31 protein-coding genes are annotated in these 26,999 nt (G+C 68.2%); 23 read left to right on the top strand and 8 right to left on the bottom strand.

All coding sequences use genetic code 11. The annotated features are described in order from the left end of the window. On the top strand, nt 1-1,572 hold the full coding sequence (locus tag INQ41_RS04305) for a flavodoxin domain-containing protein (RefSeq protein WP_228076700.1): 1,572 nt from the start codon (nt 1-3) through the stop codon (nt 1,570-1,572). Here INQ41_RS04305 and INQ41_RS04300 read toward each other — a convergent pair. Both INQ41_RS04300 and INQ41_RS04295 read right to left on the bottom strand, forming a co-directional pair. Continuing rightward, a complete protein-coding gene (locus INQ41_RS04300) occupies nt 1,566-2,240 on the bottom strand; it encodes a HutD/Ves family protein (RefSeq protein ID WP_193987212.1) in 675 nt (224 codons plus the stop codon). The two genes, INQ41_RS04305 and INQ41_RS04300, sit on opposite strands and share 7 nt — an antisense overlap. A 182-nt stretch (nt 2,241-2,422) precedes the next feature. Beyond that, nucleotides 2,423-2,728, bottom strand: coding sequence for a ComEA family DNA-binding protein (locus INQ41_RS04295; protein ID WP_193986510.1), 306 nt, complete (start codon nt 2,726-2,728; stop codon nt 2,423-2,425). A gap of 220 nt (nt 2,729-2,948) precedes the next feature. On the opposite strand from INQ41_RS04295, the gene INQ41_RS04290 reads away from it, so the two are divergent. From INQ41_RS04290 to murU, 4 genes are all read left to right on the top strand, one after another. Continuing rightward, nucleotides 2,949-4,439: a M20 family metallopeptidase gene (locus tag INQ41_RS04290; protein ID WP_193987211.1), complete on the top strand. Its 1,491-nt coding sequence runs from the start codon at nt 2,949-2,951 to the stop codon at nt 4,437-4,439. A gap of 59 nt (nt 4,440-4,498) precedes the next feature. Continuing rightward, a complete protein-coding gene (locus tag INQ41_RS04285; RefSeq protein WP_193986508.1) occupies nt 4,499-4,762 on the top strand; it encodes a GlsB/YeaQ/YmgE family stress response membrane protein in 264 nt (87 codons plus the stop codon). A 61-nt stretch (nt 4,763-4,823) separates the two neighbouring features. After that, on the top strand, nt 4,824-5,849 hold the full coding sequence (locus INQ41_RS04280; RefSeq protein WP_193986507.1) for an aminoglycoside phosphotransferase family protein: 1,026 nt from the start codon (nt 4,824-4,826) through the stop codon (nt 5,847-5,849). Beyond that, nucleotides 5,846-6,550: an N-acetylmuramate alpha-1-phosphate uridylyltransferase MurU gene (gene murU, locus INQ41_RS04275; protein ID WP_193986505.1), complete on the top strand. Its 705-nt coding sequence runs from the start codon at nt 5,846-5,848 to the stop codon at nt 6,548-6,550. The genes INQ41_RS04280 and murU overlap by 4 nt, the downstream gene beginning before the upstream one ends. Here the strand turns inward: murU and hda are convergent. The 3 genes from hda to INQ41_RS04260 form a co-directional block, all read right to left on the bottom strand. Beyond that, a complete protein-coding gene (gene hda / locus INQ41_RS04270; protein WP_193986504.1) occupies nt 6,540-7,226 on the bottom strand; it encodes a DnaA regulatory inactivator Hda in 687 nt (228 codons plus the stop codon). The genes murU and hda overlap by 11 nt on opposite strands. A gap of 62 nt (nt 7,227-7,288) precedes the next feature. Beyond that, nucleotides 7,289-8,446 (bottom strand): AI-2E family transporter, encoded by a 1,158-nt coding sequence (locus INQ41_RS04265; protein ID WP_193986502.1) that lies wholly within the window; start codon nt 8,444-8,446, stop codon nt 7,289-7,291. Beyond that, complete coding sequence (locus INQ41_RS04260; RefSeq protein WP_228076774.1) at nt 8,446-9,570, bottom strand: DUF2066 domain-containing protein; 1,125 nt, start codon at nt 9,568-9,570, stop codon at nt 8,446-8,448. The genes INQ41_RS04265 and INQ41_RS04260 overlap by 1 nt, the downstream gene beginning before the upstream one ends. Before the next feature lie 243 nt (nt 9,571-9,813). Between INQ41_RS04260 and purM the strand changes: the two genes are divergently transcribed. From purM to INQ41_RS04240, 4 genes are all read left to right on the top strand, one after another. Continuing rightward, complete coding sequence (purM, locus tag INQ41_RS04255; protein ID WP_193987210.1) at nt 9,814-10,839, top strand: phosphoribosylformylglycinamidine cyclo-ligase; 1,026 nt, start codon at nt 9,814-9,816, stop codon at nt 10,837-10,839. 23 nt (nt 10,840-10,862) lie between these two features. Next, nucleotides 10,863-11,546: a phosphoribosylglycinamide formyltransferase gene (gene purN, locus INQ41_RS04250; protein ID WP_193986498.1), complete on the top strand. Its 684-nt coding sequence runs from the start codon at nt 10,863-10,865 to the stop codon at nt 11,544-11,546. 61 nt (nt 11,547-11,607) lie between these two features. Then, nucleotides 11,608-12,351 (top strand): DUF3108 domain-containing protein, encoded by a 744-nt coding sequence (locus tag INQ41_RS04245; RefSeq protein ID WP_193986496.1) that lies wholly within the window; start codon nt 11,608-11,610, stop codon nt 12,349-12,351. A gap of 18 nt (nt 12,352-12,369) precedes the next feature. Beyond that, entirely contained in the window at nt 12,370-13,068 is a 699-nt protein-coding gene (locus INQ41_RS04240; RefSeq protein ID WP_193987209.1) for a DUF3108 domain-containing protein, read from the top strand. Between the two features lie 69 nt (nt 13,069-13,137). Here INQ41_RS04240 and murA read toward each other — a convergent pair whose 3' ends face one another. Further along, on the bottom strand, nt 13,138-14,397 hold the full coding sequence (gene murA / locus INQ41_RS04235) for a UDP-N-acetylglucosamine 1-carboxyvinyltransferase (RefSeq protein ID WP_193987208.1): 1,260 nt from the start codon (nt 14,395-14,397) through the stop codon (nt 13,138-13,140). Between the two features lie 2 nt (nt 14,398-14,399). Next, nucleotides 14,400-14,636 carry a BolA family protein gene (locus tag INQ41_RS04230; RefSeq protein ID WP_193986494.1) on the bottom strand — a complete coding sequence of 79 codons (237 nt, stop codon included), beginning with the start codon at nt 14,634-14,636 and terminating at the stop codon, nt 14,400-14,402. Nucleotides 14,637-14,815: 179 nt separating this feature from the next. On the opposite strand from INQ41_RS04230, the gene INQ41_RS04225 reads away from it, so the two are divergent. The 13 genes from INQ41_RS04225 to ptsP all read left to right on the top strand — a co-directional run bounded on the left by INQ41_RS04225 (nt 14,816) and on the right by ptsP (nt 25,032). Further along, nucleotides 14,816-15,823, top strand: coding sequence for a KpsF/GutQ family sugar-phosphate isomerase (locus INQ41_RS04225; protein ID WP_193986493.1), 1,008 nt, complete (start codon nt 14,816-14,818; stop codon nt 15,821-15,823). Next, nucleotides 15,820-16,422 (top strand): KdsC family phosphatase, encoded by a 603-nt coding sequence (locus INQ41_RS04220; RefSeq protein WP_193986492.1) that lies wholly within the window; start codon nt 15,820-15,822, stop codon nt 16,420-16,422. Before INQ41_RS04225 ends, INQ41_RS04220 begins: the two co-directional genes overlap by 4 nt. Continuing rightward, entirely contained in the window at nt 16,419-16,979 is a 561-nt protein-coding gene (gene lptC, locus INQ41_RS04215) for an LPS export ABC transporter periplasmic protein LptC (RefSeq protein ID WP_193986491.1), read from the top strand. Before INQ41_RS04220 ends, lptC begins: the two co-directional genes overlap by 4 nt. Continuing rightward, the gene (gene lptA / locus INQ41_RS04210) at nt 16,969-17,517 is read left to right on the top strand and encodes a lipopolysaccharide transport periplasmic protein LptA (RefSeq protein ID WP_193986490.1); all 549 of its coding nucleotides are present in this window, start codon (nt 16,969-16,971) and stop codon (nt 17,515-17,517) included. The genes lptC and lptA overlap by 11 nt, the downstream gene beginning before the upstream one ends. After that, nucleotides 17,517-18,236 (top strand): LPS export ABC transporter ATP-binding protein, encoded by a 720-nt coding sequence (gene lptB, locus INQ41_RS04205; protein WP_193986489.1) that lies wholly within the window; start codon nt 17,517-17,519, stop codon nt 18,234-18,236. Before lptA ends, lptB begins: the two co-directional genes overlap by 1 nt. Before the next feature lie 69 nt (nt 18,237-18,305). After that, nucleotides 18,306-19,739 (top strand): RNA polymerase factor sigma-54, encoded by a 1,434-nt coding sequence (locus INQ41_RS04200; RefSeq protein ID WP_193986488.1) that lies wholly within the window; start codon nt 18,306-18,308, stop codon nt 19,737-19,739. A gap of 69 nt (nt 19,740-19,808) precedes the next feature. Further along, nucleotides 19,809-20,138: a ribosome hibernation-promoting factor, HPF/YfiA family gene (gene hpf / locus INQ41_RS04195; protein ID WP_193986487.1), complete on the top strand. Its 330-nt coding sequence runs from the start codon at nt 19,809-19,811 to the stop codon at nt 20,136-20,138. A 6-nt stretch (nt 20,139-20,144) separates the two neighbouring features. Next, a complete protein-coding gene (locus INQ41_RS04190) occupies nt 20,145-20,639 on the top strand; it encodes a PTS sugar transporter subunit IIA (protein WP_193986486.1) in 495 nt (164 codons plus the stop codon). Nucleotides 20,640-20,646: 7 nt separating this feature from the next. Further along, nucleotides 20,647-21,603: an HPr(Ser) kinase/phosphatase gene (hprK, locus tag INQ41_RS04185; RefSeq protein ID WP_193986485.1), complete on the top strand. Its 957-nt coding sequence runs from the start codon at nt 20,647-20,649 to the stop codon at nt 21,601-21,603. Nucleotides 21,604-21,691: 88 nt separating this feature from the next. Then, nucleotides 21,692-22,534, top strand: coding sequence for an RNase adapter RapZ (gene rapZ, locus INQ41_RS04180; RefSeq protein WP_248285365.1), 843 nt, complete (start codon nt 21,692-21,694; stop codon nt 22,532-22,534). A gap of 58 nt (nt 22,535-22,592) precedes the next feature. Beyond that, on the top strand, nt 22,593-22,985 hold the full coding sequence (locus tag INQ41_RS04175; RefSeq protein WP_193986483.1) for a PTS sugar transporter subunit IIA: 393 nt from the start codon (nt 22,593-22,595) through the stop codon (nt 22,983-22,985). Nucleotides 22,986-23,034: 49 nt separating this feature from the next. Beyond that, nucleotides 23,035-23,304: an HPr family phosphocarrier protein gene (locus INQ41_RS04170; protein ID WP_193986481.1), complete on the top strand. Its 270-nt coding sequence runs from the start codon at nt 23,035-23,037 to the stop codon at nt 23,302-23,304. A gap of 6 nt (nt 23,305-23,310) precedes the next feature. Next, the gene (ptsP, locus tag INQ41_RS04165) at nt 23,311-25,032 is read left to right on the top strand and encodes a phosphoenolpyruvate--protein phosphotransferase (protein ID WP_193986479.1); all 1,722 of its coding nucleotides are present in this window, start codon (nt 23,311-23,313) and stop codon (nt 25,030-25,032) included. A 51-nt stretch (nt 25,033-25,083) separates the two neighbouring features. Here ptsP and INQ41_RS04160 read toward each other — a convergent pair whose 3' ends face one another. Beyond that, nucleotides 25,084-25,491 (bottom strand): hypothetical protein, encoded by a 408-nt coding sequence (locus INQ41_RS04160; RefSeq protein ID WP_193986477.1) that lies wholly within the window; start codon nt 25,489-25,491, stop codon nt 25,084-25,086. A 145-nt stretch (nt 25,492-25,636) separates the two neighbouring features. Between INQ41_RS04160 and mgtE the strand changes: the two genes are divergently transcribed. Beyond that, the gene (gene mgtE / locus INQ41_RS04155; RefSeq protein ID WP_193986476.1) at nt 25,637-26,998 is read left to right on the top strand and encodes a magnesium transporter; all 1,362 of its coding nucleotides are present in this window, start codon (nt 25,637-25,639) and stop codon (nt 26,996-26,998) included. Nucleotide 26,999: the final 1 nt, after the last annotated feature.

Genomic DNA, 26,999 nt, shown 5'->3' with positions numbered 1-26,999 from the left:
ATGTGGCAGGTCGACACCTGGACCTTCCCCGCATGGCGGACGTCGACACTGCTGGGCTCCGCAGCAGTCATTGCAGGCTATGCGGGCTTCGTGCGCCTGCTGCGCGGCCCGCACCGCCGGCCGGCCGTGTCCGCGGCCTCGGCCACAGCTTCCACAGGCGACGCCAGCGAGGCGCACTGGCTGGTGGTTCATGCCAGCCAGTTCGGGCAGGCCGAGTCCCTTGCCGCGCGAACCGCGCTATCTCTGCGACAAGCCGGACAGGCGGCGCAGCTGATCAGCATCGCGGATCTCGACCTGGCGACGCTGCGTGCAGCCGGACAGGTCCTGTTCGTCGCCAGCACCACAGGCGAAGGGGATGCGCCCGACCCGGCCTTCAACTTCATTCGTACTGCGATGGAGCCCGGCACTGCGCGCCTGGATCAGTTGCGCTACGGCGTTCTCGCTCTGGGGGACAGCGACTACCAGCACTTCTGCGCGTTTGGCCACCAGATCGATCAGTGGCTCCGTGGCGCTGGCGCCCAGCCGCTGTTTGACGTGGTGGAAGTGGACGACGGCGATCCCGGCGCCCTGCGCCACTGGCAGTACCTGTTGGGCCGGTTTTGCGGTGCCGCCGACCAGGTCGACTGGGAGCCGCCCGCCTATGCGCGCTGGTTACTGGATGAGCGTCGGCACCTCAATGCCGGCAGCCCGGGCGCGCCGGTATTCGATCTGCGCCTGTCCCCCGAAAGCCCCGGCGACCTGCGGTGGCAGGCCGGTGACGTGGCCGAAATAGGCCCGCAGAACCCCGCCGACCACGTCCGCGACTGGCTTTCCGCCTCCGGCCTCGACGGCAGTGTCCCGGTCACCGCCGGCCCGAGGAACGTGCAGCGCCGCCTGCCTCTGGCCGAACTGCTCGCGTCCAGCCGCTTGCCTTCGACCGCAGACGTACATGGCAAGGGCGCGCAGCAGGTCGCCGATGAACTCCTTCCCCTGCCCCACCGCGCCTACTCCATTGCGTCCATCCCGGCCGAAGGTTGCCTGCGCCTGCTCGTCCGCCAGACCCGTGATGAGCGGGGCGCGCTCGGCCTCGGAAGCGGCTGGCTGACGACATACGCCGAAGCTCCGGGCGCGATCCATCTGCGCATCCGCCGCAACGCCAATTTCCACGCGCCGAACGACGCGTGCCCGCTGATCCTGATCGGCAACGGCACTGGCCTGGCCGGTCTGCGTGCGCTGCTGCAGGAGCGCATCAAAGCCGGTCGACACAACAACTGGCTGCTGTTCGGCGAACGCAGCAGCGCGCACGACCTCCACTACCGCGACGACATCAAGGCGTGGCACCGAGCGGGGCAGATCGAGCGGCTGGACGTCGCGTTCTCGCGCGACGCGGCGTCCCCACGCTACGTGCAGCACCTGCTCGCCGAACGCGCCGAACTCCTCCGGAACTGGCTGCAACAGGGCGCATCGGTGTACGTATGCGGCAGCCTGAAAGGCATGGCCCCCGCAGTGGAGGACACCCTGGCGTCGATCTCAGGTGGGCCGTTATGGCACGCCATCAACGCCGAAGGCCGATACCGCCGCGACGTCTACTGATCGTCCCGGCTGGCGGAGTTAGCCGCAGTGATGCGTGCCACCAGGACATCGCCGTCGCCGTCGAGGATGAAACGTTCGCCGCTCGCGCTTGCAGGGATGGCCGGGACCTCGCAGGCGTCACCGGAGTGACGCAGGCCACTTGCGCTCGCATGAAGGACCGCCGTATCGCCCGCTGACAGCGCGGGAAGTCCGCTGCCCTCGCCGAAGCTGGCCTGTCCGGCGATCAGGTGCAGCAACCAGGTTTCTCCCGCCTCGGCAAACAGCACCATCGACCCCACCAGCGGGCGGCACCACGATTGGACGCAAGCCCGATCACGGCTCCACATCAGGTTGCACACCTGCACCGGTCCATCGCGAAGCTCGGCATGCAGCGTCCGCTCACCTTCGAATCGATACCGCCCATGCGGCGGCTCCAGCGCTTCGCGCGATCCGTCTTCGAAGCACAGTTTCACACCATTGCCCGAGAGCAAGCATATTTCTCGGTCGATGCCGGGAAAGCGGGAGAACGCCGCGTCGGCATCGATCTCCGCGATCGAGATGCGCCAGGTGAAGTCCGACTCATCGCCAGATCGGCTGACCTCATGCGTCCAGCCGAAGCCGTTGCGCCAGCGCTCGCGGCGGTAATCAGCGCAATGGATGACATGCGACTTCATCTCGGTTAGGGCCATGACGGCGGTACAGTCTGCCATCGGCGCGATTTTTCGCATGCTCAAAATAAGTGCCACCCGCGGCAGATCCCTCTGCAGCGGGTGGCGTACATCCCTGTCCAGGGCTTCCCCTGAGCGTTGGCACTCCCTGCCCACGAACCCACCTGCATCGGCATCCCGGTGCCTATGCAGATGGTTTTCCGTCAGCGTTGGGCGACCTTTCCGGCTGCCTTGCCCGATGCCGCCAGCACGATGCGGTCGCGGTTTTTCTCAATGGTCACCAGGCCGATGCCCTTGACCATCGCCAGCTGCTCCACGCTGCGGAACGCGCCGTTGGCTTCGCGGTATTCGACGATCGCCTGCGCCTTGGCCGGGCCGATGTTGGTCAGCGCCTGGGCGATTTCCGCAGCCTCGGCGGTGTTGATGTTGACCGTTTCCTGCGCCCAGGCGATGCCGGTGAGCAGCAGCGACAGCATCAGTGTTTTTGCAATCATCAGCAGTGATTTCATGTCCTGACTCCTGTGGTTGGTGAGTGCGGGGTTCCATCCCCAAGGCTGTCGCCGTGTTGGTGGATGAACTTTCGCCCAATCCCGGGCGCGCCGAAATCACCCAAGCCATCGCGCGCGGGTAAGGCAGTTCCCCGACGCGGGGTAGGGGAATTCCGACCCCGACGGCGGCGTTACAATGACCCTCCCTCCTTTTCGGGTGCTCCACATGGATGCCAACCAGATCGATTCCGCCGCCATCGACCGCTTCGTGGCCGACAAGTGGGACGACCAGATCGTCCCCCAGCTGGTGGAATACATCCGCATTCCGAACAAGTCGCCGATGTTCGATGCCGACTGGGTGGAGCACGGCTACATGGAGCAGGCCGTCACGCTGATGGAGACGTGGGCACGTGCGCAGTCGATCCCCGGGATGCAGGTCGAGGTGGTGCGGCTGGAAGGTCGTACGCCATTGATCTTCATCGAGATTCCGGCCGCCAACGGCGGCAGCGACGAGGATTGCGTGCTGCTCTACGGGCATCTGGACAAGCAGCCGGAGATGACCGGATGGGATGACGACCTCGGCCCGTGGAAACCTGTCATCAAGGGCGACCGCCTGTACGGGCGTGGCGGCGCCGACGACGGCTATGCGATCTACGGCTCGTTGACCGCGGTGATGGCGCTGCACGAGCAGAAGCTGCCGCATGCCCGCTGCGTGGTCCTGATCGAGGCCTGCGAGGAGTCCGGCAGCTACGACCTGCCGGCCTACGTGGACCACTTGGCCGAGCGGATCGGCAAGCCGTCGCTGGTCGTCTGCCTGGATTCGGGCTGTGGCAACTACGAGCAGTTGTGGTGCACGACTTCGCTGCGCGGCTTGGCCGGTGGCAACTTCATCGTCAAGGTCCTCAGCGAAGGCGTCCATTCCGGCGATGCGTCCGGCGTCGTCCCGTCCAGCTTCCGCATCCTGCGCCAGTTGCTCTCGCGACTGGAAGACGAGGACAGCGGTCGCATCATCGTCGAAGGCCTGCATGCCGAGGTCCCCGCCGAGCGTCTTGAACAGGCGCGGCAGGCGGCCGGCGTGCTGGGTACCGCGGTGTACGACAAGTTTCCCCTGCTGGAGGGCATGCAGCCGATGGACGAGGACCTGGCCGAGCTGGTGCTCAACCGGACCTGGCGCCCGGCACTGTCGCTCACCGGGATCGATGGCATGCCCTCGCTGGACTCGGCGGGGAATGTGCTGCGCCCGCACACGGCGGTGAAGTTGTCGCTGCGCCTCCCGCCGACCCTGGATGGCAAGCGCGCCGGCGAGATCCTCAAGCAGACGCTGCTCGACAATCCGCCCAACGGCGCGCATGTCGAGCTGGAACTGGAGAAGTCATCCACCGGCTGGAACGCGCCGGCGCAGTCGCCCTGGCTGACCCAGGCGATCGAAGGCGCCAGCCAGGCCTGTTTCGGCAAGCCGGCGATGTACATGGGCGAAGGCGGCTCGATCCCGTTCATGGGCATGCTGGGCGAGAAGTTCCCAGGCGCGCAGTTCATGATCACCGGCGTGCTCGGCCCGCACTCCAACGCACACGGGCCCAATGAATTCCTGCACATTCCGATGGGCAAGCGGGTCACCGCCAGCGTCGCCCACGTGATCACGCGTCACCACGAAGCCGGACAGCGCGGGGAGACCACCGGTGTGGCCGCGGCCGGCAGCGTGCAGGAACGCGGCGATCATGGCTGCTGCTGAGTGACGGGCAGCGCTCCAACGAGGGCGCTGCGCCCATCTGCGCTGTAACGGAGAACGCCATGTTCAACGGAGTACTGGGTTACGTCGCCGGCGGCGCGGTCATCGGAATCCTCGCCCGGCTTCTCAAACCCGGCCCGGACCCGATGGGCTGGATCATGACCATCGTCCTGGGCATCGTCGGCGCATTGTCCGGCAGCTGGCTTGCCACCGAGATGGGCGTCACCAGCCGACTGCTGGTGTGGGCGTTGGCCATCATCGCCGCGATGGTCCTGCTGGTGGTGCAGGACATGGTCCGCGAACGCCGCCGCTCGACGCGTCGCTGATCCACCTCGACCCCATTAACCTCATCGCCTGCCGCCATTCCCGGCGGCCATCGGAGACTGCATGAACCAGGTTGTTGCCGAGTCCAGCGAGCGCGCGGATGCGCGTCTCGACTGGGCCCGCCGCGCGTCCGGCCAGCCCACGCTGACGCTTCAGCGCGCATCGATGGACGCGGGTTTCCGCAGTTACTGGCGCAGCGCAGGACACGACGGCAAGCCCTGGATCGTGATGGACTCGCCGCCCGACAAGGAGGATGTCGCGCCGTGGCTGCGCGTTCGTGATCTGCTGGAAAGCCACGACGTGCGGGTGCCGCGTGTTCTCGCCCAGGACGAACGCACGGGCTTCGTGCTGATGGAAGACCTGGGTGGGCCGACCTATCTGCAGGTGATCACCGCCGACAATGCCGATGCCCTGTTCGATGCGGCGATCGGCGAGTTGCTGAAGCTGCAGGCGCTGCCGTGCGCCGCCGACCTGCCCGCCTACGATGACGCCCTGCTGGCGCGCGAACTGGCCTTGTTCCCTGACTGGTTCCTTGATCGCCACCTCGGCATCGAATTGTCCGCAGCCGAGCAGGTGGCGCTGGCTGAGGCCAACCGCTTCCTGGTCGATGCCGCGCTGGCCCAGCCGCAGGTATTCGTCCACCGCGATTTCATGCCGCGCAACCTGATGCCCGTGGACGCGGGACCGGCCGTGCTCGACTTCCAGGACGCGGTGCGCGGTCCGATTGCCTACGACCCGATCAGCCTGTTCAAGGATGCGTTCCTGAGCTGGCCGGAAGCGAAGGTCGATGCGTGGCTTGGCCGTTACCACGCGCGCGCGGTCGCCGCCGGCCTGCCGGTGCCGGCACTGGACCGCTTCCGTCGCGATGCGGACCTGATCGGCGTCCAGCGTCACCTGAAAATACTGGGCATCTTCGCCCGCCTCTGGCATCGCGACGGCAAGCAGCGTTACCTCGCCGACGGACCGCGCTTCATTGGTTACCTGGATGCCGTGCTGCCGCAATATCCGCAGCTCGCCGGGCTGGCCGGGATCATCGTTCGGCATGTCAAACCGGCGATCGCAGCCCGCCCGTTCCAGCCGCCGGCATGAAGGCGCTGATCCTGGCCGCCGGTCGCGGCGAGCGCATGCGGCCGCTGACCGACCGCGTGCCAAAACCATTGCTAAGCGTCGGTGGCAAGCCGTTGATCGTGTGGCACCTGGAGCGACTTGCCGGCATCGGCGTGCGCGAGGTGGTGATCAACACGAGTTGGCTGGCTGACCAGTTCGAGCCCGCGTTGGGTGACGGACGCCAGTGGAGGCTGACACTGAGCTACTCCTACGAAGGGCCGGAACCGCTGGAAACCGGCGGGGGCATGTTGCGTGCGCTCGACCTGCTGGGTCACGAGGCTCCGTTTATCGCCGTGAACGGCGATGTGTGGAGCGATTTCGACCCCGCATTGTTGCCAAGACAGCCGACGGGCGAGGCGCATCTGGTGCTGGTCGACAACCCGGCGCATAACCCGGAGGGCGACTTTTCACTGGATGGCACGGGGGTGCTGTCGATCGACGGCCCGAACCGGATGACGTTCGCCGGCATCGGCGTCTACCGGCCTTCGCTGCTGGCGGACTGGAACACCGTGATCGGAGCGCCGGACAGCGCCGTCGAGGCACGGCCGCGGTTCCCGCTGGCGCCGATCCTGCGCCATGCGATGCGCACGGGCGCAGTCACCGGAGAACACCACCGCGGCCAATGGACCGACGTCGGCACGCCGCAGCGGCTGGCCGAACTGGACGCGTCGCTCAGCCGTTGAGCATCTGACGCAGGAACGGCACCGTAATCCGTCGCTGCGCGGCCAGTGAGGCCCGGTCGAGCCGGTCCAGCAAGACGGTCAGGCCGGCCAGGTCACGCTCGACCCGCTTGAGCAGCCAGTCCAGCGCCGCGTCCTCGAGCACCCAGCCCCGCCGCCGCGCGCGCTGGCGCAACACCTCGCGGCGACCCTCGTCGTCCAGCGGGTGCAGGTTGATCCGGCTGCACTGCGACAGGCGCGAGCGCAGGTCCGGCAGCACGAGTGCCAGCTCATCGGGATTGCCACGCGCCGCATAGACGATGCGGGTACCGGCCGCGCGGGCGCGGTTGTGGACGTCGAACAGGGCGATCTCATCCTCGCGTCGGCCGGCGACCACGTCGAGTCCATCTAGCGCGAGCAGGTCGTTGCCTTCCAGCGCCTCCAGCGCATCGCGCAGGCGACCCACCGCAGCCGCCATCGGCAGGTAGGCTGCACGGCGGCCAGCCGCTTCTGCCGCGGCGCAGGTTCCCAGCAGCAGGTGGGTCTTGCCGGTGCCGGCGGGACCGGCCAGATACAACCAGTCGCTGCCCTCGCCCGTCGCCAGGGCGATCAGCTGCTCGAGCGTGCCCGCCGGCGGCCGGACAAACGTGTCCAGGCGCTGGTCGGCCGGGTAGCGCAATGCCAAGGGCAATTGCGGCACCCCCGAATCCGGCAGCGCTGCCGCGGAGACAGCTGACGCGGGCGCGGCGGGATCACGGGCATTCACTCGGCTTTTGGCTCCGACGGGAGCGGCGGTGATGGCGGCTCTTCACCAACCACGATCATCCGCGAGGGCGCTCCGGCATACAGGCGGCTGTGGGTGTAGCGCTCCTCGGCGTAGCGCAGCAGTACATTCACCACCGCCGCGCACGGCAGCGCGATCAGCATGCCCAGGAAGCCGAACAACTGGCCGCCCGCCAGCACGGCAAAGATCACCGCCACCGGATGCAGGCCGATGCGATCGCCGACCAGCTTCGGAGTCAGCCAGTAGCTTTCCACCAACTGGCCGACGCCGAACACCACCAGCACCGCCAGGAAGTGCTGCCAGTCGCCGTACTGCACCACCGCGGCGATACAACCCAGCACCAGCACTGTGGCCGGCCCGACGTAGGGCACGAAGGTCAGGATGCCGCCGATGATGCCGATCAGGATGCCCAGGTCCAGACCCACGCCCCACAGGCCGACCGCGTAGATCACCCCCAGCGCCAGCATGACCAGGAACTGGCCCCGCAGGAATCCGCTGAGCACCTCGCTGGACTGGGTTGCCAGCCGGGTGACCGTCTGCAGGTGGTCACGGGGAATGAGCGATGCCACCCGCGCGACCAGCAGGTCCCAGTCGCGCAGGGCGAAAAAGGTCACCACCGGCAGCAGGGCGATGTTGGCTGCCAGCGCGATCAGGGCAAAGCCCGAGCGCGACATGTAGCCCAGCAGGTTGCTGGCAAACCCGCCCGCGCTTTCCCAGTTGGCGCGGACCAGTTCAACCAGATGGTTGAGGTCCAGCCAGCCGGTGATTTCCATGCCGGTGCGCATCTCCACCCAGGGCATCGCGGTGCTGACGATCCATTGCTGGTAGCCGGGGATGGAGTCGATCAGGGTCATGATCTGCTCCTGGATCAGCGGCACCAGCAGCACCAGCCCGAGCACCACGAGCAGCGACATCGCGGTGAAGACCAAAAGCACCGCGGAGTTGCGCGAGCGACCGGCGCGCTCGAGCCGGTCCACCACCGGATCACCCAACCAACCCAGCAACGCGCCCAGCACGAAGGGCGAGAGCACCGGCGAGAGCAGCCAAACGATCCAGCACAGCGCCACCGCCAGCGCCGCCCATTGCAGACGGCGCAGGAAGTGGGCGATCTCGACCAGGGGATCCGGACCGGTCATCAGTGCAGCGTGTACACGGGCACGGAACCGGACGTATCGATCTGAGCGTCACCGGGCTCGGCGCCCGGCATCCCCACCGGCCCGATGGACGTGTCACGCCCGCGGTCGACCGCCGCCAGCACGCCGTCGCGCTGGACCATCAGGTTGAACCCCCGCACGCCCGACAGCAGGTCCAGGTCGAACTCCATGCGTTGCGGCGTCGCCAGTGCCGGGCGCATGCCACGCACCACGGTCAGACCCTGCAGGTAGCCCGACAGGCGCACGTAGTCATCCGCGCTGCGCAGGCCGGTGAAGGCGACCCGGTAGGTGCCCGCCGGACCGGTTTCGGGGCGCTTGGCATAGCGCTTCATCAACGCATCGGCGCTGCCGTCGGCACCGGTGGCCATCAGCTGGGTGGCACTGGGGCCGCTTTCCGACCAGCGCGACAGGACCTTGCCGTTGTCCACGAAAATCCAGTCGGCCGCCCATCCACCGCCGCTGCGGTAGAGCTTGCCGATCAGCTGCATCGGCGGGCTGTAGCGCTGCGACGCCCGCGCCACGGCTGCCGTATCGCCGCGCCAGATGGCGCCCACAACGGCTTTCTCGGCGGCGCTGCCGTTGGGCAGCCCCAGCCGGTAGCCGCGCTCGACAGCCCGATCCAGGGTGGAGCGGACGGCATCGGCGCTCTTCAGGTCCACCAGGCGAGGTCCGCTGCCATCATCGATGGCCAACCAGAGCACCGGCTTGGGGCGCGGCTGCGGCCAGACCGGCAACGCCAGCGTCAGCGCCAGGTCATCGACGGCGGCTTCGTCGAAGCGGACCACCAGCATCGTCTTGAAACTCGGCGCACCGCTGGCGGAGCGGCCCTCGTCCTGGCGGTAGTCGAAACTGCGCACGTATTTCTCGGCCTGGCGCAGCTCGGCGCCGACGCCCGGGCGCGAGGCGGCGCTGCGGTCGCCGGACAGCTTGCCCAGCACCTGCGCCAGCGCGCGCGAGAAGGCCCGGCGCCGCTCGTCGGCGCCCTGGCCCTTGACCGCCACCTCGGCGTTGTAGGCGCCTTCCGCCGTGGCACGGTCGCCCTCCACGCGCTGCGCGGACGCGCCGAAACTGGCCAGCGCGAAGACCGCCACGCACGCCCAGCTCATCCATCCGGCGACCGCCCGGGACCGTGCCTGCGAGATCGCACCGCGGCATTCGCCGTCGTTTTTCCTGCCCGTCGCATACACCATGGTGGTTCCCGTCAACTCGATGCCAGTCCGAAATGGTGCCGCACCGCCGCCGCGGCGTCCATTCGCGCGGGCCACGGGCGCGCTTGGCTGCTAAAATCGGCGGCTACCCGCGCCCTCGAGTCTGCCGTGACCGCACCGTCCACACCCTCTCCCGTCCCCATGACCTACCGCGAGGCCGGTGTCGACATCGACGCGGGCAACGAGCTGGTCGAGCGCATCAAACCCTTGGTGAAGCGCACTTTCCGCCCGGAGGTGATGGGCGGCCTGGGCGGCTTTGGCGCGCTGTTCGATCTTTCCGGCAAGTACCGCGAGCCGGTGCTGGTGTCGGGCACCGACGGCGTGGGCACGAAGCTGAAGCTCGCCCAGCAGCTCGGCCGCCACGACACGATCGGCATCGACCTGGTCGGCATGTGCGTCAACGACGTGCTGGTGCAGGGCGCCGAACCCCTCTTCTTCCTGGACTATTTCGCCACCGGCAAGCTCGACATTGAGACCACGGTTGCCGTGGTCGGCGGCATCGCACGCGGCTGCGAATTGGCCGGCTGCGCCCTGATCGGCGGCGAGACCGCCGAGATGCCGGACATGTATGCGCCGGGCGAATACGACCTGGCCGGTTTCACCGTCGGCGCGGTCGAGAAGACCGAGTTGCGCGACGGCAGCCGCGTTGCCGCGGGCGACGTATTGATCGGCATCGCGTCTTCGGGCCCTCATTCCAACGGCTATTCGCTGATCCGCCGCATCTTCGATCGCGCCGGGCGTCCGGACGATGTCGATTTTGACGGCACGTCACTGATCGATGCACTGATGGCGCCCACCGCGCTGTACGTCAAACCGGTGCTCGCGCTGCTGCGCGGCGAGCACGGCGAGGCGGTGCATGCCATGGCCCACATCACCGGCGGTGGCCTGACCGAGAACATCGTGCGCGTCGTGCCGGAAGACCTGGGCGTCCGGATCGAAGCGTCGGCCATTGTCCTGCCGCCCGTGTTCGATTGGCTGCAGCGCGAAGGCGCCGTGGCCGACGCCGAGATGTGGCGCACCTTCAACTGCGGTATCGGCTTCGTGCTGGTGGTGCCGCAGGACGCGGCGGCAGCCGTTGAATCCACCCTCGACGGCCTCGCGCTGTCGCACCGGCGGATCGGCGAAGTGGCGGTGGCCGGCGCTGACGAGCGCGTCCGGATCGGCTGATCCGACCGCTGGATGATCCGCCAATGACGTCCCCGCTGCGCATCGCGGTGCTCGCCTCCGGGCGCGGCAGCAACCTGCAGGCGATCATGGACGCGATTGCCGCCGGGACGCTGGATGCGCAGGTGGTCGGCGTGTTCTCCGACCGCCGCCGCGCTCCGGTCCTGGAGCGGGCAGAACGCGCGGGGATTCGCGCCGTCGCGGTGCAACCCAGGCGATTTCCGGATCGCCAGAGCTACGAGGCCGAACTGTTTGCGCGCATCGACGCGACCGAGCCGGATCTGATCGTCTGCGCCGGCTACATGCGCCTGCTGGGTGCTGCGACTGTGAACGCGCACGCCGGGCACATCGTCAACATCCATCCGTCCCTGCTGCCCGCCCACAAGGGTCTGCATACCCATCAGCAGGCGCTGGACGCGGGCGCCTGCGAACACGGCGCCAGCGTGCATTACGTCACCGCCGAGCTGGATGGCGGACCGGTGATCTCGCAGGCGTGCGTGCCCATCGAGCCCGGCGACGATGCGGAATCGCTGGCGGCGCGCGTCCTGCTGCGCGAGCATCCCTTGCTGGTCGCCACTCTGCGGCTGTTTGCCGCGCGGCGGGTCGAGCTGCAGGAGGCGACGGTCTTCATCGACGCGCGCCCACTCCATGCACCGATGAAGCTGGATTCAGACAACAACCTGCATCCTCGGCGCCTGACGACCATCTGAGCCATTCATCGACATGCGATCCATCCCGTCCCTCCTCCGCCGTTCCCTGCTGATTGCTCTGTTGCTGCCGGTCGCAGCGCTCGCCCAGCAAGCTGCCGCGCCCTCCACGACGCCACCGGCGCCGCTGACCGGAGCAGAAACCGACACGAGCCCGCACGTGCTCGAACCCTTCCTGGCCACCTACGCGGTGTACAAGGACGGCAAGCTGCTGGGCGAGGCAACCATGCAGCTGGTCCGCCAGCAGGCGCCGCGCTGGCGCACCGACCTGGTCATGCATGGCACGCGTGGCCTGATGGGTTTTGTCGGCCTCAACGCCGAGCAGAGCAGCGTCTTTGACGACCTGGGCGACGTGTACCGGCCTGTCACCCAGGCGACGGTCAACAAGAGCGTATTCACGCGCAAGCAGACGGTCGGCATCTACGATTGGAACTCCCGCGCGGCCAACTGGCAGGGCGATATCAAGGAAAGCCGTCGCCGTCCGGTGCCGCTGCAGGACGGCGACATGACCGGTCTGCTCATCAACCTGGCAGTGATACGCGACGCCGCCCCCGGCAAGACGCTTGACTACCGGTTTGTCGACGATGGCCGGGTACGTGACCACCGCTATGTCGTCGCCGACGAACGCGAGAGCATCACCGTCGCCGGCATGCCCTACAACGCCATGAAAGCCACCCGCAGCAAGGACAACGAAGACACCGTGATCTGGGTGGTCCGCAACGTGCCCAGCCCCATCCGCATGCTCAAACGCGAGAACGGCAAAGACGTGTACGACCTGCGTCTGGTCGAATACAAAGGAGTTGAATAGATGCTTTTCCAGACCCGCATGAAATCCACTGCACCCGCCCGGGCGCCACGTTGGCGCGTGCTCGGCGCGGCCGCCGCGTTGTTGTTGGCGACCTCCCCGGCTTGGGCGATCCAGGCCTTCACCGCCGACTACCTGGCCAGCTACAAGGGCATGCAGGCGACCGGCAAGATGACCTTGGCGCCCGTGTCGGGCGACCAATGGCGCTACACGCTGGCGATCAGCACGCCGCTGGCCAACCTCAACCAGAGCACCGTCTTCGAAGACAACAAGGGGGCTTGGCGCCCGCTGACCAGCGAGGACAGCACCCAGGTGCTGGTCAAGCGCTCCTCCAAGACCGCCAGCTACGACTGGGGCCAGGGCATCGCCACCTGGTCCGGGGATGTGAAGCCCGAGCGGTCCAAGCCGATCAAGCTGCAGGCCGGCGACATGGACGCGCTGCTGATCAACCTCGCGCTGGTCCGGGACCTGGCCGCGGGCAAGCCGCTGAAGTACCGGATGGTCGACGACGGCCGGGTCAAGCAGCTCAGCTACAAGGTCAGCGGCACCGAAACCATCACCGTCGACGGCAAGCAGGTCGAAGCGACCAAGGTCGTCAACACCGATGGCGACAAGCAGACCATCGCCTGGCTAGTGGAAGGCATGCCGATTCCGGCGCGCATCCTTCAGCGCAAGGGCGGCAAGGACGACATCGACCTGCGGGTGAAGTCGGTCAACTGATCCTGCCGCTGACCGAAGGCCCCTGCATTGCCGGGCAAAGAACCCCGCCTCAAGCGGGGTTTTTTGTGGTCAATCGCTGATGCGGCGGATCTGCGCGCCCAGGCCGGACAGCTTTTCCTCGATGTTCTCGTAGCCGCGGTCCAGATGGTAGATGCGGTCGATGACCGTCACCCCCTGCGCCACCAGCCCGGCCAGGATCAGTGACGCGGAGGCGCGCAGGTCGGTGGCCATGACCGGCGCACCGCTGAGGCGTTCCACCCCGCGCACGACGGCCATATGCCCGTCCACGCGGATGTCCGCACCCAGGCGGACCAGCTCGTTGACGTGCATGAAGCGGTTTTCAAAGATCGTCTCGTTGATCACGCCCACGCCGTCGGCCACGCAATTCATTGCCATGAACTGCGCCTGCATATCGGTGGGGAATGCCGGATGCGGCGCGGTGGTGATGTCGACCGCCCGCGGCCGCCTGCCCTGCATGTCCAGGGTGATGCGGTCACCGGAGCACTCCACCGTCGCGCCGGCCTCGACCAGCTTGTCGAGCACCGCGTCCATCGTGTCGGGGCGCGCATGGTGCGCCGTGACACGGCCGCCGGTCATCGCCGCCGCCACCAGAAACGTGCCGGTCTCGATCCGGTCGGGCACCACCGAGTGGCTGCCCCCGTGCAGGCGCTCCACGCCGTGGATAGTGATCCTGCCGGTCGCCTCGCCTTCGATCTGCGCGCCCATGGCGCGCAGGCACTCGGCCAGGTCGACGATCTCCGGTTCCATGGCCGCGTTTTCCAGGACCGTGGTGCCTTCGGCCAGCGTCGCGGCCATCATCACGTTCTCGGTCGCGCCGACGCTGATCATCTCGAACACGTGGCGCGCGCCTTTCAGCCGCGCTGCGCGTGCCTTGATAAAACCATTCTCGACCGTGATCTGCGCGCCCAGCGCCTGCAGACCCTTGATGTGCAGGTCCACCGGTCGCGAGCCGATCGCGCAACCGCCTGGCAGCGACACCTCGGCGTGGCCGTACTTGGCCAGCAGCGGCCCCAGCACCAGCACCGAGGCGCGCATGGTGCGCACCAGTTCATAGGGCGCGACCTGGCTGTGCACGGTGGTCGGGTCGACGGTGATCCCGTAGCGCTCATCGATGCTGATGCCCGCACCGATTTCCGCCAGCAGCTTCACGCTGGTCACCACGTCGTGCAGGTGCGGCACGTTGCTGATCACCACCGGCTCGTCGGCCAGCAGGGTGGCGAAGAGGATCGGCAGCACCGCATTCTTGGCCCCGGAAATGCGCACCTCGCCCTGCAGCGGCACCCCGCCCTGGACCACGATTTTCTGCATGCTCATCCCTGCCCGGCTTCGGCAGGCGTCTTGGCGTCGATGCTCAGCGCGTGGATTTCCCGGCCCATCAACTCGCCCAGCGTGGCGTAGACCAGGCGGTGGCGCGCCAGCGGCAGCTTGCCGGCAAACGCCTCGCTGATGATGGTCGCCTCGAAGTGCACGCCGTCGTCGCCGCGCACGTCCGCGCTGGCGCCGGGCAGGCCTTGTTCGATCAGGGTCTTGATGGTCTGGGGGTTCACGTGGGGATCTCGCAATCGAAGCGGCGATGCAGGCTCGCCGAAGGTGGGCTCGGGGGGAGTCGCCCGACCGGACCCATGCCCGGGTCGTGGTCGGCAATGGTTCAGCGGACCGGATACGCCAGCGCGCAATCTGCGTAAAATCAGCCGGCCTAGCCTAGCGGAAAGCCCACTGCTCCGAAATGGCCACATCTCCCGAGCCGCCCCACAATCCCGACGCTTTCGACTATGCCGCCAGCGGCCGCCGCGTTTTCGACATCGAAGCCGAGGCACTGGTCGCCGTCGCCGCCCGCCTGGACGGTGCCTTCAGCGCCGCCTGCCGCTTGATGCTGGCCGCGAGCGGCCGCGTGGTGTGCACCGGCATGGGCAAGTCGGGCCATGTCGCGCGCAAGATCGCCGCCACCCTGGCCTCCACCGGCACGCCGGCGTTCTACGTGCACCCCGGCGAGGCCGGCCATGGCGACCTGGGCATGATCACCGACGCCGATGTCGTGCTCGCGCTGTCCTATTCGGGGGAAAGCGACGAAGTGGCGATGCTGCTGCCCGGCCTCAAGCGCCAGGGCAACAAGCTGATCTCGATGACCGGTCGCGCCGGTTCCACGCTGGCCCGCGCCGCCGACGTGCACCTGGATGTCAGCGTGCCGATCGAGGCCTGCCCGCTGCACCTGGCGCCGACCTCCAGCACCACCGCCTCGCTGGCGATGGGCGATGCGCTCGCCGTCGCACTGTTGGAGGCGCGCGGCTTCACCGCCGACGACTTCGCCCGCTCCCACCCCGCCGGCGCGCTCGGGCGTCGGCTGCTGCTGCACATCGCCGACATCATGCATGTGGGCGCGGACGTCCCGCGCGTGGGCGCACAGGCCAGCGTCAGCGAGGCGCTGGTGGAGATGACCCACAAGCGCCTGGGCATGACCGCGATCGTCGACCTGGTCGATGACCGCCTGCTCGGCCTCTATACCGACGGCGACCTGCGCCGCAGCCTGGACGACGAGCAGGTCGACCTGCGCACCACGCGCATCGACGAGGTCATGACGCGCAATCCGCGCACCATCGAGCAGGGTGCGCTGGCGGTCGAAGCGGCCCGTCTGATGGAGACGCACAAGATCAGCGGATTGCTGGTCGTGGACGCGGAAGGCCGCCTGGTCGGCGCACTCAACATCCATGACCTGCTGCGGGCGCGGGTGGTATGAGCATCGCCACTGCCTTGACACCCATCGCCAGCGGCACCGCCGTGGTGGAACGCGCGCGACGCGTGCAGCTGGCCTGTTTCGACATCGACGGCACGCTGACAGACGGCCGGCTCCGGTTTGACAGCGAGGGCCGCGAGACCAAGGCCTTCCACGTCCACGACGGCCTGGGACTGGTGATGCTGCGCAAGGTCGGCATCGAGGTCGCCTTCATCACCGCCCGCGCCAGCACGATCGTGGAGCGCCGCGGCGCCGAGCTGGGGTTGACCGAAGTCCACACCGCGGTCAGCGACAAACTCGCCACGGTGCGCGCGATCGCCGCGCGCCTGGGCATCGGCCTGGACGCGGTGTCCTTCATGGGCGACGACCTGCCCGATCTGGGCGCGATGCAGCAGGTGGGATTTGCCGTGGCACCAGCCAGCGCGCATGCCTGGATCCGCGAACGCGCGCACTGGGTCACCAACGCACGTGCCGGCGAGGGCGCCGGCCGCGAGCTGTGCGACCTGTTGTTGCACGCCCACGGCAAGGTGGACGCCTTGATCAACGCCGCCGCGATGGAGAAGGGCGACCCGACCGCACGCATAACCGGACACAACGCATGAACTGGCGCATTCCGGTGGGAATTCTGTTGTTGCTGGGGGCGGTTGCCAGTGGCTGGTCACTGCTGACCCGCATGACCACCGGACCGGAGCTGCAGCCGGAAATCGGCGGGCGCCCGGACTACCTGCTCAACGATTTCCAGCTGGTCGTTCTGGACGCGACCGGCAAGGAATCCTTCACACTGCGCGCCCCGCGGCTCGCGCGTGATCCGGTGCTGGAAACCATGGATGTGACCACGCCGCGGTTCCTCATTCCGCCCAGGCAGGACGGTGGCGATGCGTGGGAAGTCACCTCCAAAACGGGCTGGATCAGTGCCGATGGCGATGAGCTGCGCCTGCGCGGTGATGTCAATGCGGTCAGCGACGGTCGCCGTTCCGACCAGGTCACTATCGAGACGCAGGAACTGAACGTATTCCCCGAGGCGGACCGCGTCGATTCGCCGGTGCAGGTCACCATCAACCGGCCGGGCTCTATACTCCGCGGCAACGGGCTGGACGTGAATCTGGCCACCAAGCAGTACACGCTCCAATCGGAGGTCAAATCCAGTTATGCCCGCTAACCACACCAAGGCGCTCGTCGGCCTGCTCATCATTCTCGTCGCCGCCGCCAGCCCGATGGCCATGGCGAAGAAATCCGACCGTCAGCAGGCGATGGACATCAGCGCCGGCAAACAGGAAGGCAGCCTGGACGACAGCACTCCAACGGTCCTGTCCGGGGGTGTGGTGATCGACCAGGGCACGCTGCACGCCGAGGCCTCCCGCGCCGACATCCGCTCCCGCGGCGGCGACATCTCGCAGGTCGTGCTGACCGGCTCCCCGGCGAAGATGTCCCAGCAGATGGACGACGGCAGCCGCATGAACGCGGTCGCCAACAAGATCGACTACAACGTCACCACCGACACCGTCGTGTTCACCGGCAAGGTCAATATCCAGCAGCCGCGCGGCACCTTGAGCGGCGAGCGCGTGGTCTACAACATGACCACCGGCCAGGTGACCAGCGGCGGCGAAGGCAACGGCCGGGTCAACATGCGCATCATGCCGCGCAACGCCGCTCCCGCAGAGAAGAAGAAAGCCGCCGGCGAAGCGGAGACCGAGTGATGCTGGTCGCCAAGGGCCTGCGCAAGTCCTATGGCTCGCGCGAGGTCGTCAGCGATTTCGGCCTGACCCTGGACGCCGGCGAGGTGGTCGGCCTGCTCGGGCCCAATGGCGCGGGCAAGACCACCTGCTTCTACATGATCGTGGGCCTGGTGCCCGCCGACGCGGGCCGGATCACGCTCGACGGCAAGGACATCACCGGCGAGCCGATGCATGCGCGGGCCAAGTTCGGCATGGGTTACCTGCCGCAGGAGCCGTCGGTCTTCCGCAAGCTCACCGTCGCCGACAACCTGCGCGTGGCATTGGAGTTGCGCGACGACCTGGACAAGGCCGGCCGCGAGCGCGAACTGGCCTCGCTGATGGAAGAGCTGCAGGTCAACCACGTCGCCACCCAGCTGGGTGCCAGCCTGTCGGGCGGCGAGCGACGGCGGGTGGAGATTGCGCGCGCGCTGGCCGGCAATCCGCGGCTGATGCTGCTGGATGAGCCGTTTGCCGGCGTCGACCCGATTTCGGTCGCCGATATCCAGCGCATCGTGCGCCACCTCAAGAACCGCGGCATCGGCGTGCTGATCACCGACCACAACGTGCGCGAGACCTTGGGCATCTGCGACCGGGCGTATATCCTCAACGCCGGCAGTGTGCTCGCGCAGGGGGCTCCGGACACGCTGCTGGCCGACCCCGACGTCCGCCGCGTCTACCTGGGCGACACGTTCCGCCTGTAGCGTTGCGTCACACGGTGAAGCGGTCCATTGCGGGCATGATGTAAGCCCGTTCCGCAGCCACAGGTGACCATGAAGCCCCAACTCCAGACCTCGCTCGGCCAGAGCCTTGTGATGACCCCGCAGTTGCAGCAGGCCATCCGCCTGCTGCAGATGTCGTCGGTCGAGCTGGAGGCGGAACTGGCGGCGGCGGTGGAGAGCAATCCCCTGCTGGACTGGACCGATCAACCCAGCGAGCCGGCGATGGCGGAAGCCGCCGGCGCGATCGATGGGTCTGGCGGCGCGCTGGCGCACGAGGGCGACACCCCTGCTCCACCCGAGGCGGACTGGGGTCCCGACGACGGCGAGGTCTGGTACCAGCGCGTCGGGCCGCTCGATCCCGACAACGACCGCGACCCCGCCGAGCAGGTCGCCGAGTCGGAGAGCCTGCAGGACTACCTGCTGTGGCAGCTGCACCTGAGCCACCTGTCGCCGCGTGACCGCCAGATCGCGGTGGTGCTGATCGAGGCGATCGACGACGCGGGCTATTTCCGCGATTCGCCCGCGTCGGTCGCCGAAACCCTCGCCCCCGAGCTCATCGTGGACGAGGCGGAGGTCGTCACCGTCCTGCACCAGATCCAGCGCTTCGACCCGATCGGCGTCGGCGCGCGCGATCTGACTGAATGCCTGAGCCTGCAACTGCAGTATCTGGAGGAATGCACGCCCGGGCGCGCGCTCGCGCTCAGCCTCGCGCGCGACCACCTGGAACGCCTGCCGAAGGTGGGCGCGGCCGGCCTGGCCGCCGAGCTGAAACTTCCCCTCGCGGAGGTCGAAACCGCCATCAGCCTGCTGCGCTCGCTGGAGCCGCGACCCGGTGCCGGCATCGGCGCGATTGCCGAAGACAGCTACGTCGCCCCTGACATCGTCATCTGGCGCCAGCACGGCATGTGGCGGGTCGCGTTGTCGGACAGCATGCGCCCGCGCATCGGCATCCACCGCGGCTACGAAAGCATGATCCGCCACGCCGACGGCGCCGACGCCAATTACCTCAAGGGCCACCTGCAGGAGGCGCGCTGGCTGCTCAAGAGCCTGGAGGCGCGTGGGGTGACGATGCTGAAGGTCGCCCGATGCCTGATCAGCCAGCAGGCCGGTTTCCTGGAGTTCGGCAACGCCGCCCTCCGCCCGCTGACCCTGCGCGAAGTCGCCGCCGAGATCGGCATGCACGAATCCACGGTCTCGCGCGCGATCGCCCGCAAGTACGCACGCACGCCGCGCGGCACGATTCCCCTGCGGGCGTTTTTCGCCTCCGGGATCGACACCGGCAGCGGCGGCGAGGCGTCGAGCGTCGCCATACAGTCGATGATCCGCGAGCTGATCCAGGCCGAGAACCCGCGCAAGCCCCTGTCGGATGCGCGCCTGGCCGAAACCCTCAAGGCCGCCGGCGTCCCGGTCGCCCGCCGCACCGTCGCCAAGTACCGCGAAGCGATGGGGATCGTGTCCTCGCAGGATCGCGTACGGATGGCCTGAACACGGCAGATTGCACGTGCCCGGGCTGGGCTATGCTGGTCTCCCGTCGCCAGGTAGAGGAGTCTTTCCATGCGGATCGAAATCTATGGCCAGCAGCTTGACGTCACCCCCGCTCTGCGCGAATACGTGGAAACCAAATTCACCCGCCTGCAGCGCCATTTCGAGCAGCCTTTCGAAGTGCGCGCGCAGCTGGGCCTGGACAAGCCCGACCATCGCGCCGAGGCCAACATCATCTGTGCCGGGCGCACGCTCCATGCCGACGCGGCAGCACCCGACATGTACTCGGCGATCGACCTGCTGGTCGACAAGCTCGACCGCCTGCTGCTCAAGCACAAGGGCAAGCAGGTGGACCAGTCGCGCCGCGCCGAAAGCCTCTCCCGAGTCGGTGAAACCGGTTAGCGAAAAATGCCCCTGATTGATTTGTTGAGCGCCGGACGCGTGGCGATCCTGTCCGGCCCGCAGGACGGTGCCGCGGTGATCGATACCGCGGCACGCCTGCTGGCACTGCGCGCAGGCGATGCGCCCATCACTGACGGGCCCGGGCCCGATGCCGACCTGATCGGTGACAGCCTGCACGCGCGCGAACGCCTGGCCAGCACCGCGATCGGCCACGGCGTCGCCATCCCGCACGGTCGCCTGGAGTCGATCACCGGCAGCCGCGGGGCCTTCCTGCGCCTGGCCGAGCCGATCGACTTCGGCGCCGCCGACGGTATCCCCGTCGACCTCATCATGGCCATGGTGGTGCCGCTGCACTCCAACATGAAACACCTGGAGCAGCTGGCCGAGCTCGCCGAGCATTTCTCCGACCCGGCATTCCGCCAGCGCCTGCGTGAGGCCGTCGATTCCGCCGCGCTGGCCCGGTGCCTGCTGGCCGCCCCGACCTGCCCCAGAGTGGCCTGAGATGCCGATGTCCAGCGCCCGCATCAGCGCCGAGGAGCTTTTCAAGCGGCAGCGCGAACGCCTGCAGCTGCGCTGGTTCGCCGGCCAGGCCGGGCGGGGACGCGTGCTCGAGGCGGTCGATACCCTGGACCGGCGCCCCTCGCTGGCCGGCTACCTCAACGCCATCTACCCCAACAAGGTGCAGATACTCGGCGCGGAGGAGCTGGCGTGGCTGGACTCGCTGGACTCGCGCCACCGCTGGGAAACGATCGAGCGGATCATCCAGTTCCGGCCCCTGGCGATGGTCCTGAGCAAGGCGCAGGACTGCCCGGCCGACCTGCTGGAGGCTGCCGAGGAGTCGATGACGCCGCTGTGGGGCTCGCCCCTGCGCGGCCATGAGCTGCTCAACCACCTGCAGTACCAGCTCGCGCGCACCCTCGCGCCGCGGGTCACGCTGCATGGCGTGTTCATGGAGATCTATTCGATCGGGGTGCTGATCACCGGCGATTCCGGCGCCGGCAAGAGCGAGCTTGCGCTGGAGCTGATCAGCCGCGGCCACCGGCTGGTCGCCGATGACGCGCCCGAGTTCACCCAGATCGCGCCGGACGTGCTGGATGGCACCTGCCCGGAGTTGCTGCAGGACCTGCTGGAGGTGCGCGGCCTGGGCGTGTTGAACATCCGCCAGATGTTTGGCGACACCGCGGTAAAGGGCAACAAGTACCTGCGCCTGATCACCCATCTGACCCGCCCCGGCGATGACCCGGCCGACACGGACGGGCTGGGACGCCTGACCGGCGACAACTCCGCGCGCCGGGTGCTGGACCTGGACGTGCCGATGACCACCCTGCCGGTGATGCCTGGGCGCAACCTGGCGGTACTGGCCGAGGCCGCCGCCCGCCTGCACACCCTGCGCATGAAGGGCATGGACCCGGCGGCCGCCTTCATCGCCCGCCACAGCAATTTCCTGGAACGCGGTAGCCCCTGATCCCATGCACAACACCGAAGACACCCATTCCTCCCCGACCACCCATGAGAAGCCGCTCTCCGACGCCGCGCTCATCATCGTCAGCGGCATGTCAGGTTCAGGCAAATCCGTCGCCCTGAAGACCTTCGAGGACCTGGGCTACTACTGCGTCGACAACCTGCCCGCCGAGCTGCTGCCGGCCTTCGTCCGCGCCGCCACTGCCAACCTCGCCGAGACCGAGACGGCCAAGCTGGCGGTGGGGATCGACGTACGCACCAGCCACCGCGACCTGGCGAGCATCCCGGGCTGGCTGGCCGAGGTCGGCAAGCTGGGCATGGATCCGCGGGTGATCTTCCTGGACACCCGCGACGACATCCTGATCAAGCGCTACGCCGACACCCGCCGTCGCCACCCGCTCAGCCACCTGGGTCTGGCGCTGGCCGACGCGATCGCGCTGGAGCGTCAGGTACTGCGGCCGCTGCGCCAGCTGGCCGACTCCCAGCTCGACACCAGCGAGCTCAACGTCCACCAGATGCGCCGGTACATCATCACCCGCTTCGCGCTGGGCGATACCAGCACGGTATCGCTGCTGTTCGAGTCCTTCGCCTACCGCCACGGCGTGCCGGCGGATGCGGATTTCGTGTTCGACGCGCGCTGCCTGCCCAATCCGCACTGGGATCCGGGCCTGCGACCGTTGTCCGGACGCGATGCGCCGGTCGCGGAGTTCTTCGCCAACCAGCCGCTGGTGAACGAGTTCGCCGACCAGGTCGGCGCGCTGCTGGAAACCTGGCTGCCGCGCCTGCACACCGACACCAGCCGCAGCTACATCACCGTCGCCTTCGGCTGCACCGGCGGGCGCCACCGCTCGGTGTACCTGGCCGAGCGCATGGCCCGGGCCGCGCGCGAACAGGGCTGGGACGAGGTCGCCGTGCACCACCGCGAAATCGACTAGCTGCCCGGACCGGCACGCCGGTTACCGGCACCTGACCGGCGTCTGTTAACTTTGTCGCATGTCTGTCGGTATTCTCCTGCTCACCCACGAAGGTATCGGCAGCGCCATCCTTGCGGTGGCGTCGGGCCTGCTCAAACCCATGCCGTTGCGGGTGGAGGTGCTGGAGGTCGGCTTCGACGGCCATCCCGATGCGGTGTTGCCGCAGGCCAGCGCGGCCCTGCGCCGGGCGGACGACGGTGACGGCGTGCTGGTGCTGACCGACATGTACGGCGCGACGCCCAGCAACCTGGGCGCTGCGCTGGCCGGCCTGGGCACCCGCGTCCACCGGGTGTCAGGACTCAGCCTGCCGATGCTGCTACGGGTGCTGAACTACGCCGAGCTGGGGCTGGACGAACTGCCGGCGGTCGCCGCCGCCGGTGCCCGCAACGGGGTTCGTCTGGACGACACATGAGTTCCCCTCCCTGCAAGCTTTTCTTGAAGACGGTTACCGGACCACTGCCATGATCGAACGCGATTTGACCGTCTCCAACCGCCTCGGCCTGCACGCGCGCGCGACCGCCAAGCTGGTCCAGCTGCTGTCGGGCTACCGATCCAGCGCGACCCTGATCGCCAAGGGTCGCGAAGTGAACGCCAAGAGCATCATGGGCGTCATGCTGCTGGCTGCCGGTCAGGGCACCCAGATCCGCCTCCGGGTGGAAGGCGAGGACGAAGCCAGGGTCGCCGACGCGGTGGCAGCGCTGTTCGAGCGCAGCTTCGACGAGGACCAGTGACCCGGCATGCGGCAGGAACTGTCCGGACTGGCGGCATCGCGTGGCAGCGCCCTGGGGCGCGCGCGGGTGCGCCTGCCGCATGTGGTCGACGTGGTCGCCGAGTACATCGATCCGGCGGACGTGGATGCCGAGCTGGCGCGCCTGCATGACGCCATCGACCGCGTCCGCACCGAGATGCACGCCATGCGCGACCGCCTCCAGGGCGCGCTGGCCCATGAGGTCGGCGAGTTCCTTGACCTGCACGCCCTGTTGCTCGATGACCCCGAGCTGCTGCACGGCCTGGACGAGTTGATCCGCACCGACCACAGCAGCGCCGACTACGCCCTGCGCCAGCAACGCGACCGCATCGCGGCGGTGTTCGCGCGCATGGACGATGACTACTTCCGCAGCCGCATGGATGACATCGACCAGGTCATCGCACGCGTCCACGCCAGCCTGCATCGGCGCCTGGATGACACCACCGGCGTGGCCGGCGAAGTCCTGGTCACCGACAACGTCGCCCCGGCCGAGCTGGCCCAGCTGCAGCAGCAGGGGGTGGTCGCCATCGTGACGTCCTCCGGCAGTGCGCTCTCGCACAGCGCGATCCTTGCGCGCAGCCTGCACCTGCCGATGGTGGTGGGCGTGCCCGGGCTGCTGCAGCGGGTCAACGACGGCGATGCGCTGATCGTGGACGGCGGCGCCGGCACCGTTGTGATCGAGCCGCGCGCGCCGGACCTGCGCACCCACCGGGCGCAGCTGCGCGCGCAATCGCGCGACCAGCGCGAACTCAACCGCCTGCGCCGCCAGCCCAACCGCAGCCGCGACGACGTCAGCATCCAGGTGCACGCCAACGCCGAATCGCGCGAGGGCGTGGCCGAGGCCCACGCATTGGGCGCGACCGGCATCGGCCTGTACCGCACCGAATTCCTGTTCCTGCGCAGCAACGACCTGCCCGAGGAACAGGAGCAGTTCCAAGCCTACCGCGATCTCGTGCTGGGCATGAGCGGTCGCCCGGTCACCATCCGCACCCTGGACCTGGGCGCGGACAAGGCCGACCGCACCGGCCTGGCCCTGCGTGATGAACCCAACCCGGCGATGGGCATGCGCGGCATCCGCCTGTCACTGGCGCGCACCGGCCTGCTGGAAACGCAGCTGCGCGCGATCCTGCGCGCCTCCGGCTACGGACCCGTGCGCATCCTGCTGCCGATGGTGACCATGCGCGAGGAAGTCCGCGCCGTGCGCGCGGAGCTGGACCGCATCGCCGCCGAGCTGCGCCGCGAGGGCCATGAGATCGCGCCGCACGTTGCGCTGGGCACGATGATCGAGGTGCCCGCCGCGGCGATCGCCCTGTCGGGCTTCATCAGCGACATCGATTTCGTCGCCATCGGCACCAACGACCTGATCCAGTATTTGCTGGCCGCCGACCGCAACAACGATGCGCTCGGCGAGCTGCACACCCTGCTCCATCCGGCCGTGCTGCGGGTGATGCGTGACGTGCTGCTGCTGGCGAAGAAGCACGCGATCCCGGCATCGGTGTGCGGCGAGATCGCCGGCGACGCGCGCTTCAGTCCGCTGTTGCTGGCGCTCGGGCTGGAGGAATTCAGCGTGCACCCCAGCAGCCTGCTGGAAGTGCGCCGGACGATCCGCTCCTGCGACGTGCACGCGCTGCGGGCCAGCGCGCCGTCATTGATGCGCGCCCGCGACCGCGCCCAGATCGAGCAGTGGATGCAGCGCCAGCTCGCCAGCTAGGTTCCGGTCACGCACCCCGACAGGCGCGGGCTGTCGCGGGCCGGTCACGCGTCAGTCGCCGGCCGTCTCCACCGCCGGCGCCGTGCAGTTGCCCGCACCGGCCTTCAATGCCGCCAGCACCATCTTCGAATCGCGGTCGACCATCACGAACAGCGTGCCGTCGCGGACCCAGTCGCCGGTCTCTTCGCTGCCGGTGGCATCGTTGCTGCGGGCAAAGACGCCCGAGCGGTCATCGCCGACCTGGACCTCGATCTTGGACGACATCGACGGTGGGACGTCCCAGCTGACCTTCGCCCGGTACGCGCCGTCGGCCGTGCATCCGGTGCCCACCTGGTTGACGGTGAACTCCACGCCCGGCTCGAAAAACGGCAGCTGCTCGGGCGTGGCTGGCGCGCTGCAGGCGGCCAGACCAACAACCAGTGCCAGGGATGTCGCAACGAAGATGGAGCGTGGGGTCATGGTGGATGTCCGGTGGTGAAAGCGGCATACCAATACCATGAAGCACCCGCGGCTGTGCAGCGCCGGCCGCAGCGCGGATAATCGGACACGACCCAGAACACTGATCGCATCCACCTCGGATGCGGCTTCCGCACAAGGAGCACGCATGGCCGAGACCGTCCGCCTGGACAAGACGTCGCACCAGTTGCGCCTGCTGGCGGACGCGCTCGACAGCGGTCGACTGGGCCCGATCCGGCGCCTGGTCAACACATTGTCTCCGGCGGAAATCGGCAACCTGCTCGAATCCCTGCCATTGGACGAGCGCGTCGTGGTGTGGGGCCTGGTCGATCCGGAAGACGACGGCGAGGTGCTGCTGCATGTCGGCGATGATGTCCGCGAAAGCCTGCTGGCCGACATGGACGCCGACGAGATCCTCGCCGCGGTCGAGGACCTGGACATCGACGACCTGGCCGATCTGGTCGGCGACCTGCCCGGCACCGTGCTGGACGAGGTGCTCAAGTCGATGGACCGCGAGCACCGCGAGCGCCTCGAGCAGGCGCTGTCCTACCCGGAGGGCACCGCGGGGCGACTGATGAACCCCGACGTGGTCACCGTGCGCGCCGACGCCACCGTGGACGTGGTGCTGCGCTTCCTGCGCCTGCGCGGCGAGCTGCCCGAGCACACCGATTACCTGTACGTGGTCAGCCGGCGCCACCAGTACCGCGGCCGCCTGGGCCTGGCCACCCTGCTGACCCACGACCCCGCCACGCCGATCAACCGGCTGCTGGACTCGGAGCAACCCGCGTTCGACGTGGAGGACTCCAACGACGAGGTCGCGCGCCAGTTCTCCGACCACGACTGGCTCAGCGCGCCGGTGGTCGACAACAACCACACCCTGCTGGGACGGATCACGATCGACGACGTGGTCGACATCATCCGCGACCGCGCCGAACACCAGGCGCTCAGCGCCGCCGGCCTGGCCGAGGACGAGGACATGTTCAGCCCCGCCCGGCGTGCGTTCCGGCGCCGGTTGGTGTGGCTGGGGGTCAACCTGTGCACCGCGTTCCTGGCCGCCGGTGTCATCGGCCAGTTCGAGGGCTCCATCGACAAGATCGTGGCGCTGGCGATCCTGATGCCGATCGTCGCGGGCATGGGAGGCAATGCCGGCACCCAGGTACTCGCGCTGATGATCCGGGCGCTGGCGCTGGACCAGATCGGCTCGTCCAACATCGGCGCACTGCTGCGCAAGGAGCTGCGCGTGGCGCTGATCAACGGCGTCTGCCTGGGCATTGGCCTGGGCCTGATCGTGCTGCTGTGGTTCCACGACCCGCTGCTGTCGGCGGTGATCGGTACCGCGCTGACCATCAACCTGCTCACCGCCGCCGCCGGCGGCGTGATGGTGCCGGTGACACTCAAGCGCATGGGCTTTGACCCCGCCCTGGCCGGTGGCGTCGTGCTGACCACCATCACCGACGTAATGGGTTTCCTGAGCTTCCTGGGCCTGGCGACGCTGGTGTTGCTGCGTTGAG

It is taken from the genome of Lysobacter ciconiae (genome assembly GCF_015209725.1).
In the GTDB taxonomy this organism is placed as follows: Bacteria; Pseudomonadota; Gammaproteobacteria; order Xanthomonadales; family Xanthomonadaceae; genus Novilysobacter; species Novilysobacter ciconiae.
The sequence above is the reverse complement of the archived record's forward strand: the minus strand, read 5'-3'. Positions and strand labels throughout refer to the sequence as shown.

Coding starts and splice junctions, on each gene's coding strand:
- INQ41_RS04220 (WP_193986492.1), top strand. CDS start 15,820: ATGAGCATCGCCACTGCCTTGACACCCATCGCCAGCGGCACCGCCGTG.
- lptC (WP_193986491.1), top strand. CDS start 16,419: ATGAACTGGCGCATTCCGGTGGGAATTCTGTTGTTGCTGGGGGCGGTT.
- ptsP (WP_193986479.1), top strand. CDS start 23,311: ATGCGGCAGGAACTGTCCGGACTGGCGGCATCGCGTGGCAGCGCCCTG.
- hpf (WP_193986487.1), top strand. CDS start 19,809: ATGCGGATCGAAATCTATGGCCAGCAGCTTGACGTCACCCCCGCTCTG.
- INQ41_RS04285 (WP_193986508.1), top strand. CDS start 4,499: ATGTTCAACGGAGTACTGGGTTACGTCGCCGGCGGCGCGGTCATCGGA.
- INQ41_RS04190 (WP_193986486.1), top strand. CDS start 20,145: ATGCCCCTGATTGATTTGTTGAGCGCCGGACGCGTGGCGATCCTGTCC.
- INQ41_RS04305 (WP_228076700.1), top strand. CDS start 1: ATGTGGCAGGTCGACACCTGGACCTTCCCCGCATGGCGGACGTCGACA.
- INQ41_RS04170 (WP_193986481.1), top strand. CDS start 23,035: ATGATCGAACGCGATTTGACCGTCTCCAACCGCCTCGGCCTGCACGCG.
- INQ41_RS04260 (WP_228076774.1), bottom strand. CDS start 9,570: ATGAGCTGGGCGTGCGTGGCGGTCTTCGCGCTGGCCAGTTTCGGCGCG.
- purN (WP_193986498.1), top strand. CDS start 10,863: ATGACGTCCCCGCTGCGCATCGCGGTGCTCGCCTCCGGGCGCGGCAGC.
- INQ41_RS04280 (WP_193986507.1), top strand. CDS start 4,824: ATGAACCAGGTTGTTGCCGAGTCCAGCGAGCGCGCGGATGCGCGTCTC.
- mgtE (WP_193986476.1), top strand. CDS start 25,637: ATGGCCGAGACCGTCCGCCTGGACAAGACGTCGCACCAGTTGCGCCTG.
- INQ41_RS04225 (WP_193986493.1), top strand. CDS start 14,816: ATGGCCACATCTCCCGAGCCGCCCCACAATCCCGACGCTTTCGACTAT.
- INQ41_RS04160 (WP_193986477.1), bottom strand. CDS start 25,491: ATGACCCCACGCTCCATCTTCGTTGCGACATCCCTGGCACTGGTTGTT.
- INQ41_RS04295 (WP_193986510.1), bottom strand. CDS start 2,728: ATGAAATCACTGCTGATGATTGCAAAAACACTGATGCTGTCGCTGCTG.
- INQ41_RS04300 (WP_193987212.1), bottom strand. CDS start 2,240: ATGGCCCTAACCGAGATGAAGTCGCATGTCATCCATTGCGCTGATTAC.
- lptB (WP_193986489.1), top strand. CDS start 17,517: ATGCTGGTCGCCAAGGGCCTGCGCAAGTCCTATGGCTCGCGCGAGGTC.
- INQ41_RS04200 (WP_193986488.1), top strand. CDS start 18,306: ATGAAGCCCCAACTCCAGACCTCGCTCGGCCAGAGCCTTGTGATGACC.
- lptA (WP_193986490.1), top strand. CDS start 16,969: ATGCCCGCTAACCACACCAAGGCGCTCGTCGGCCTGCTCATCATTCTC.
- INQ41_RS04265 (WP_193986502.1), bottom strand. CDS start 8,446: ATGACCGGTCCGGATCCCCTGGTCGAGATCGCCCACTTCCTGCGCCGT.
- murA (WP_193987208.1), bottom strand. CDS start 14,397: ATGCAGAAAATCGTGGTCCAGGGCGGGGTGCCGCTGCAGGGCGAGGTG.
- INQ41_RS04240 (WP_193987209.1), top strand. CDS start 12,370: ATGAAATCCACTGCACCCGCCCGGGCGCCACGTTGGCGCGTGCTCGGC.
- murU (WP_193986505.1), top strand. CDS start 5,846: ATGAAGGCGCTGATCCTGGCCGCCGGTCGCGGCGAGCGCATGCGGCCG.
- purM (WP_193987210.1), top strand. CDS start 9,814: ATGACCTACCGCGAGGCCGGTGTCGACATCGACGCGGGCAACGAGCTG.
- hprK (WP_193986485.1), top strand. CDS start 20,647: ATGTCCAGCGCCCGCATCAGCGCCGAGGAGCTTTTCAAGCGGCAGCGC.
- rapZ (WP_248285365.1), top strand. CDS start 21,692: ATGTCAGGTTCAGGCAAATCCGTCGCCCTGAAGACCTTCGAGGACCTG.
- INQ41_RS04175 (WP_193986483.1), top strand. CDS start 22,593: ATGTCTGTCGGTATTCTCCTGCTCACCCACGAAGGTATCGGCAGCGCC.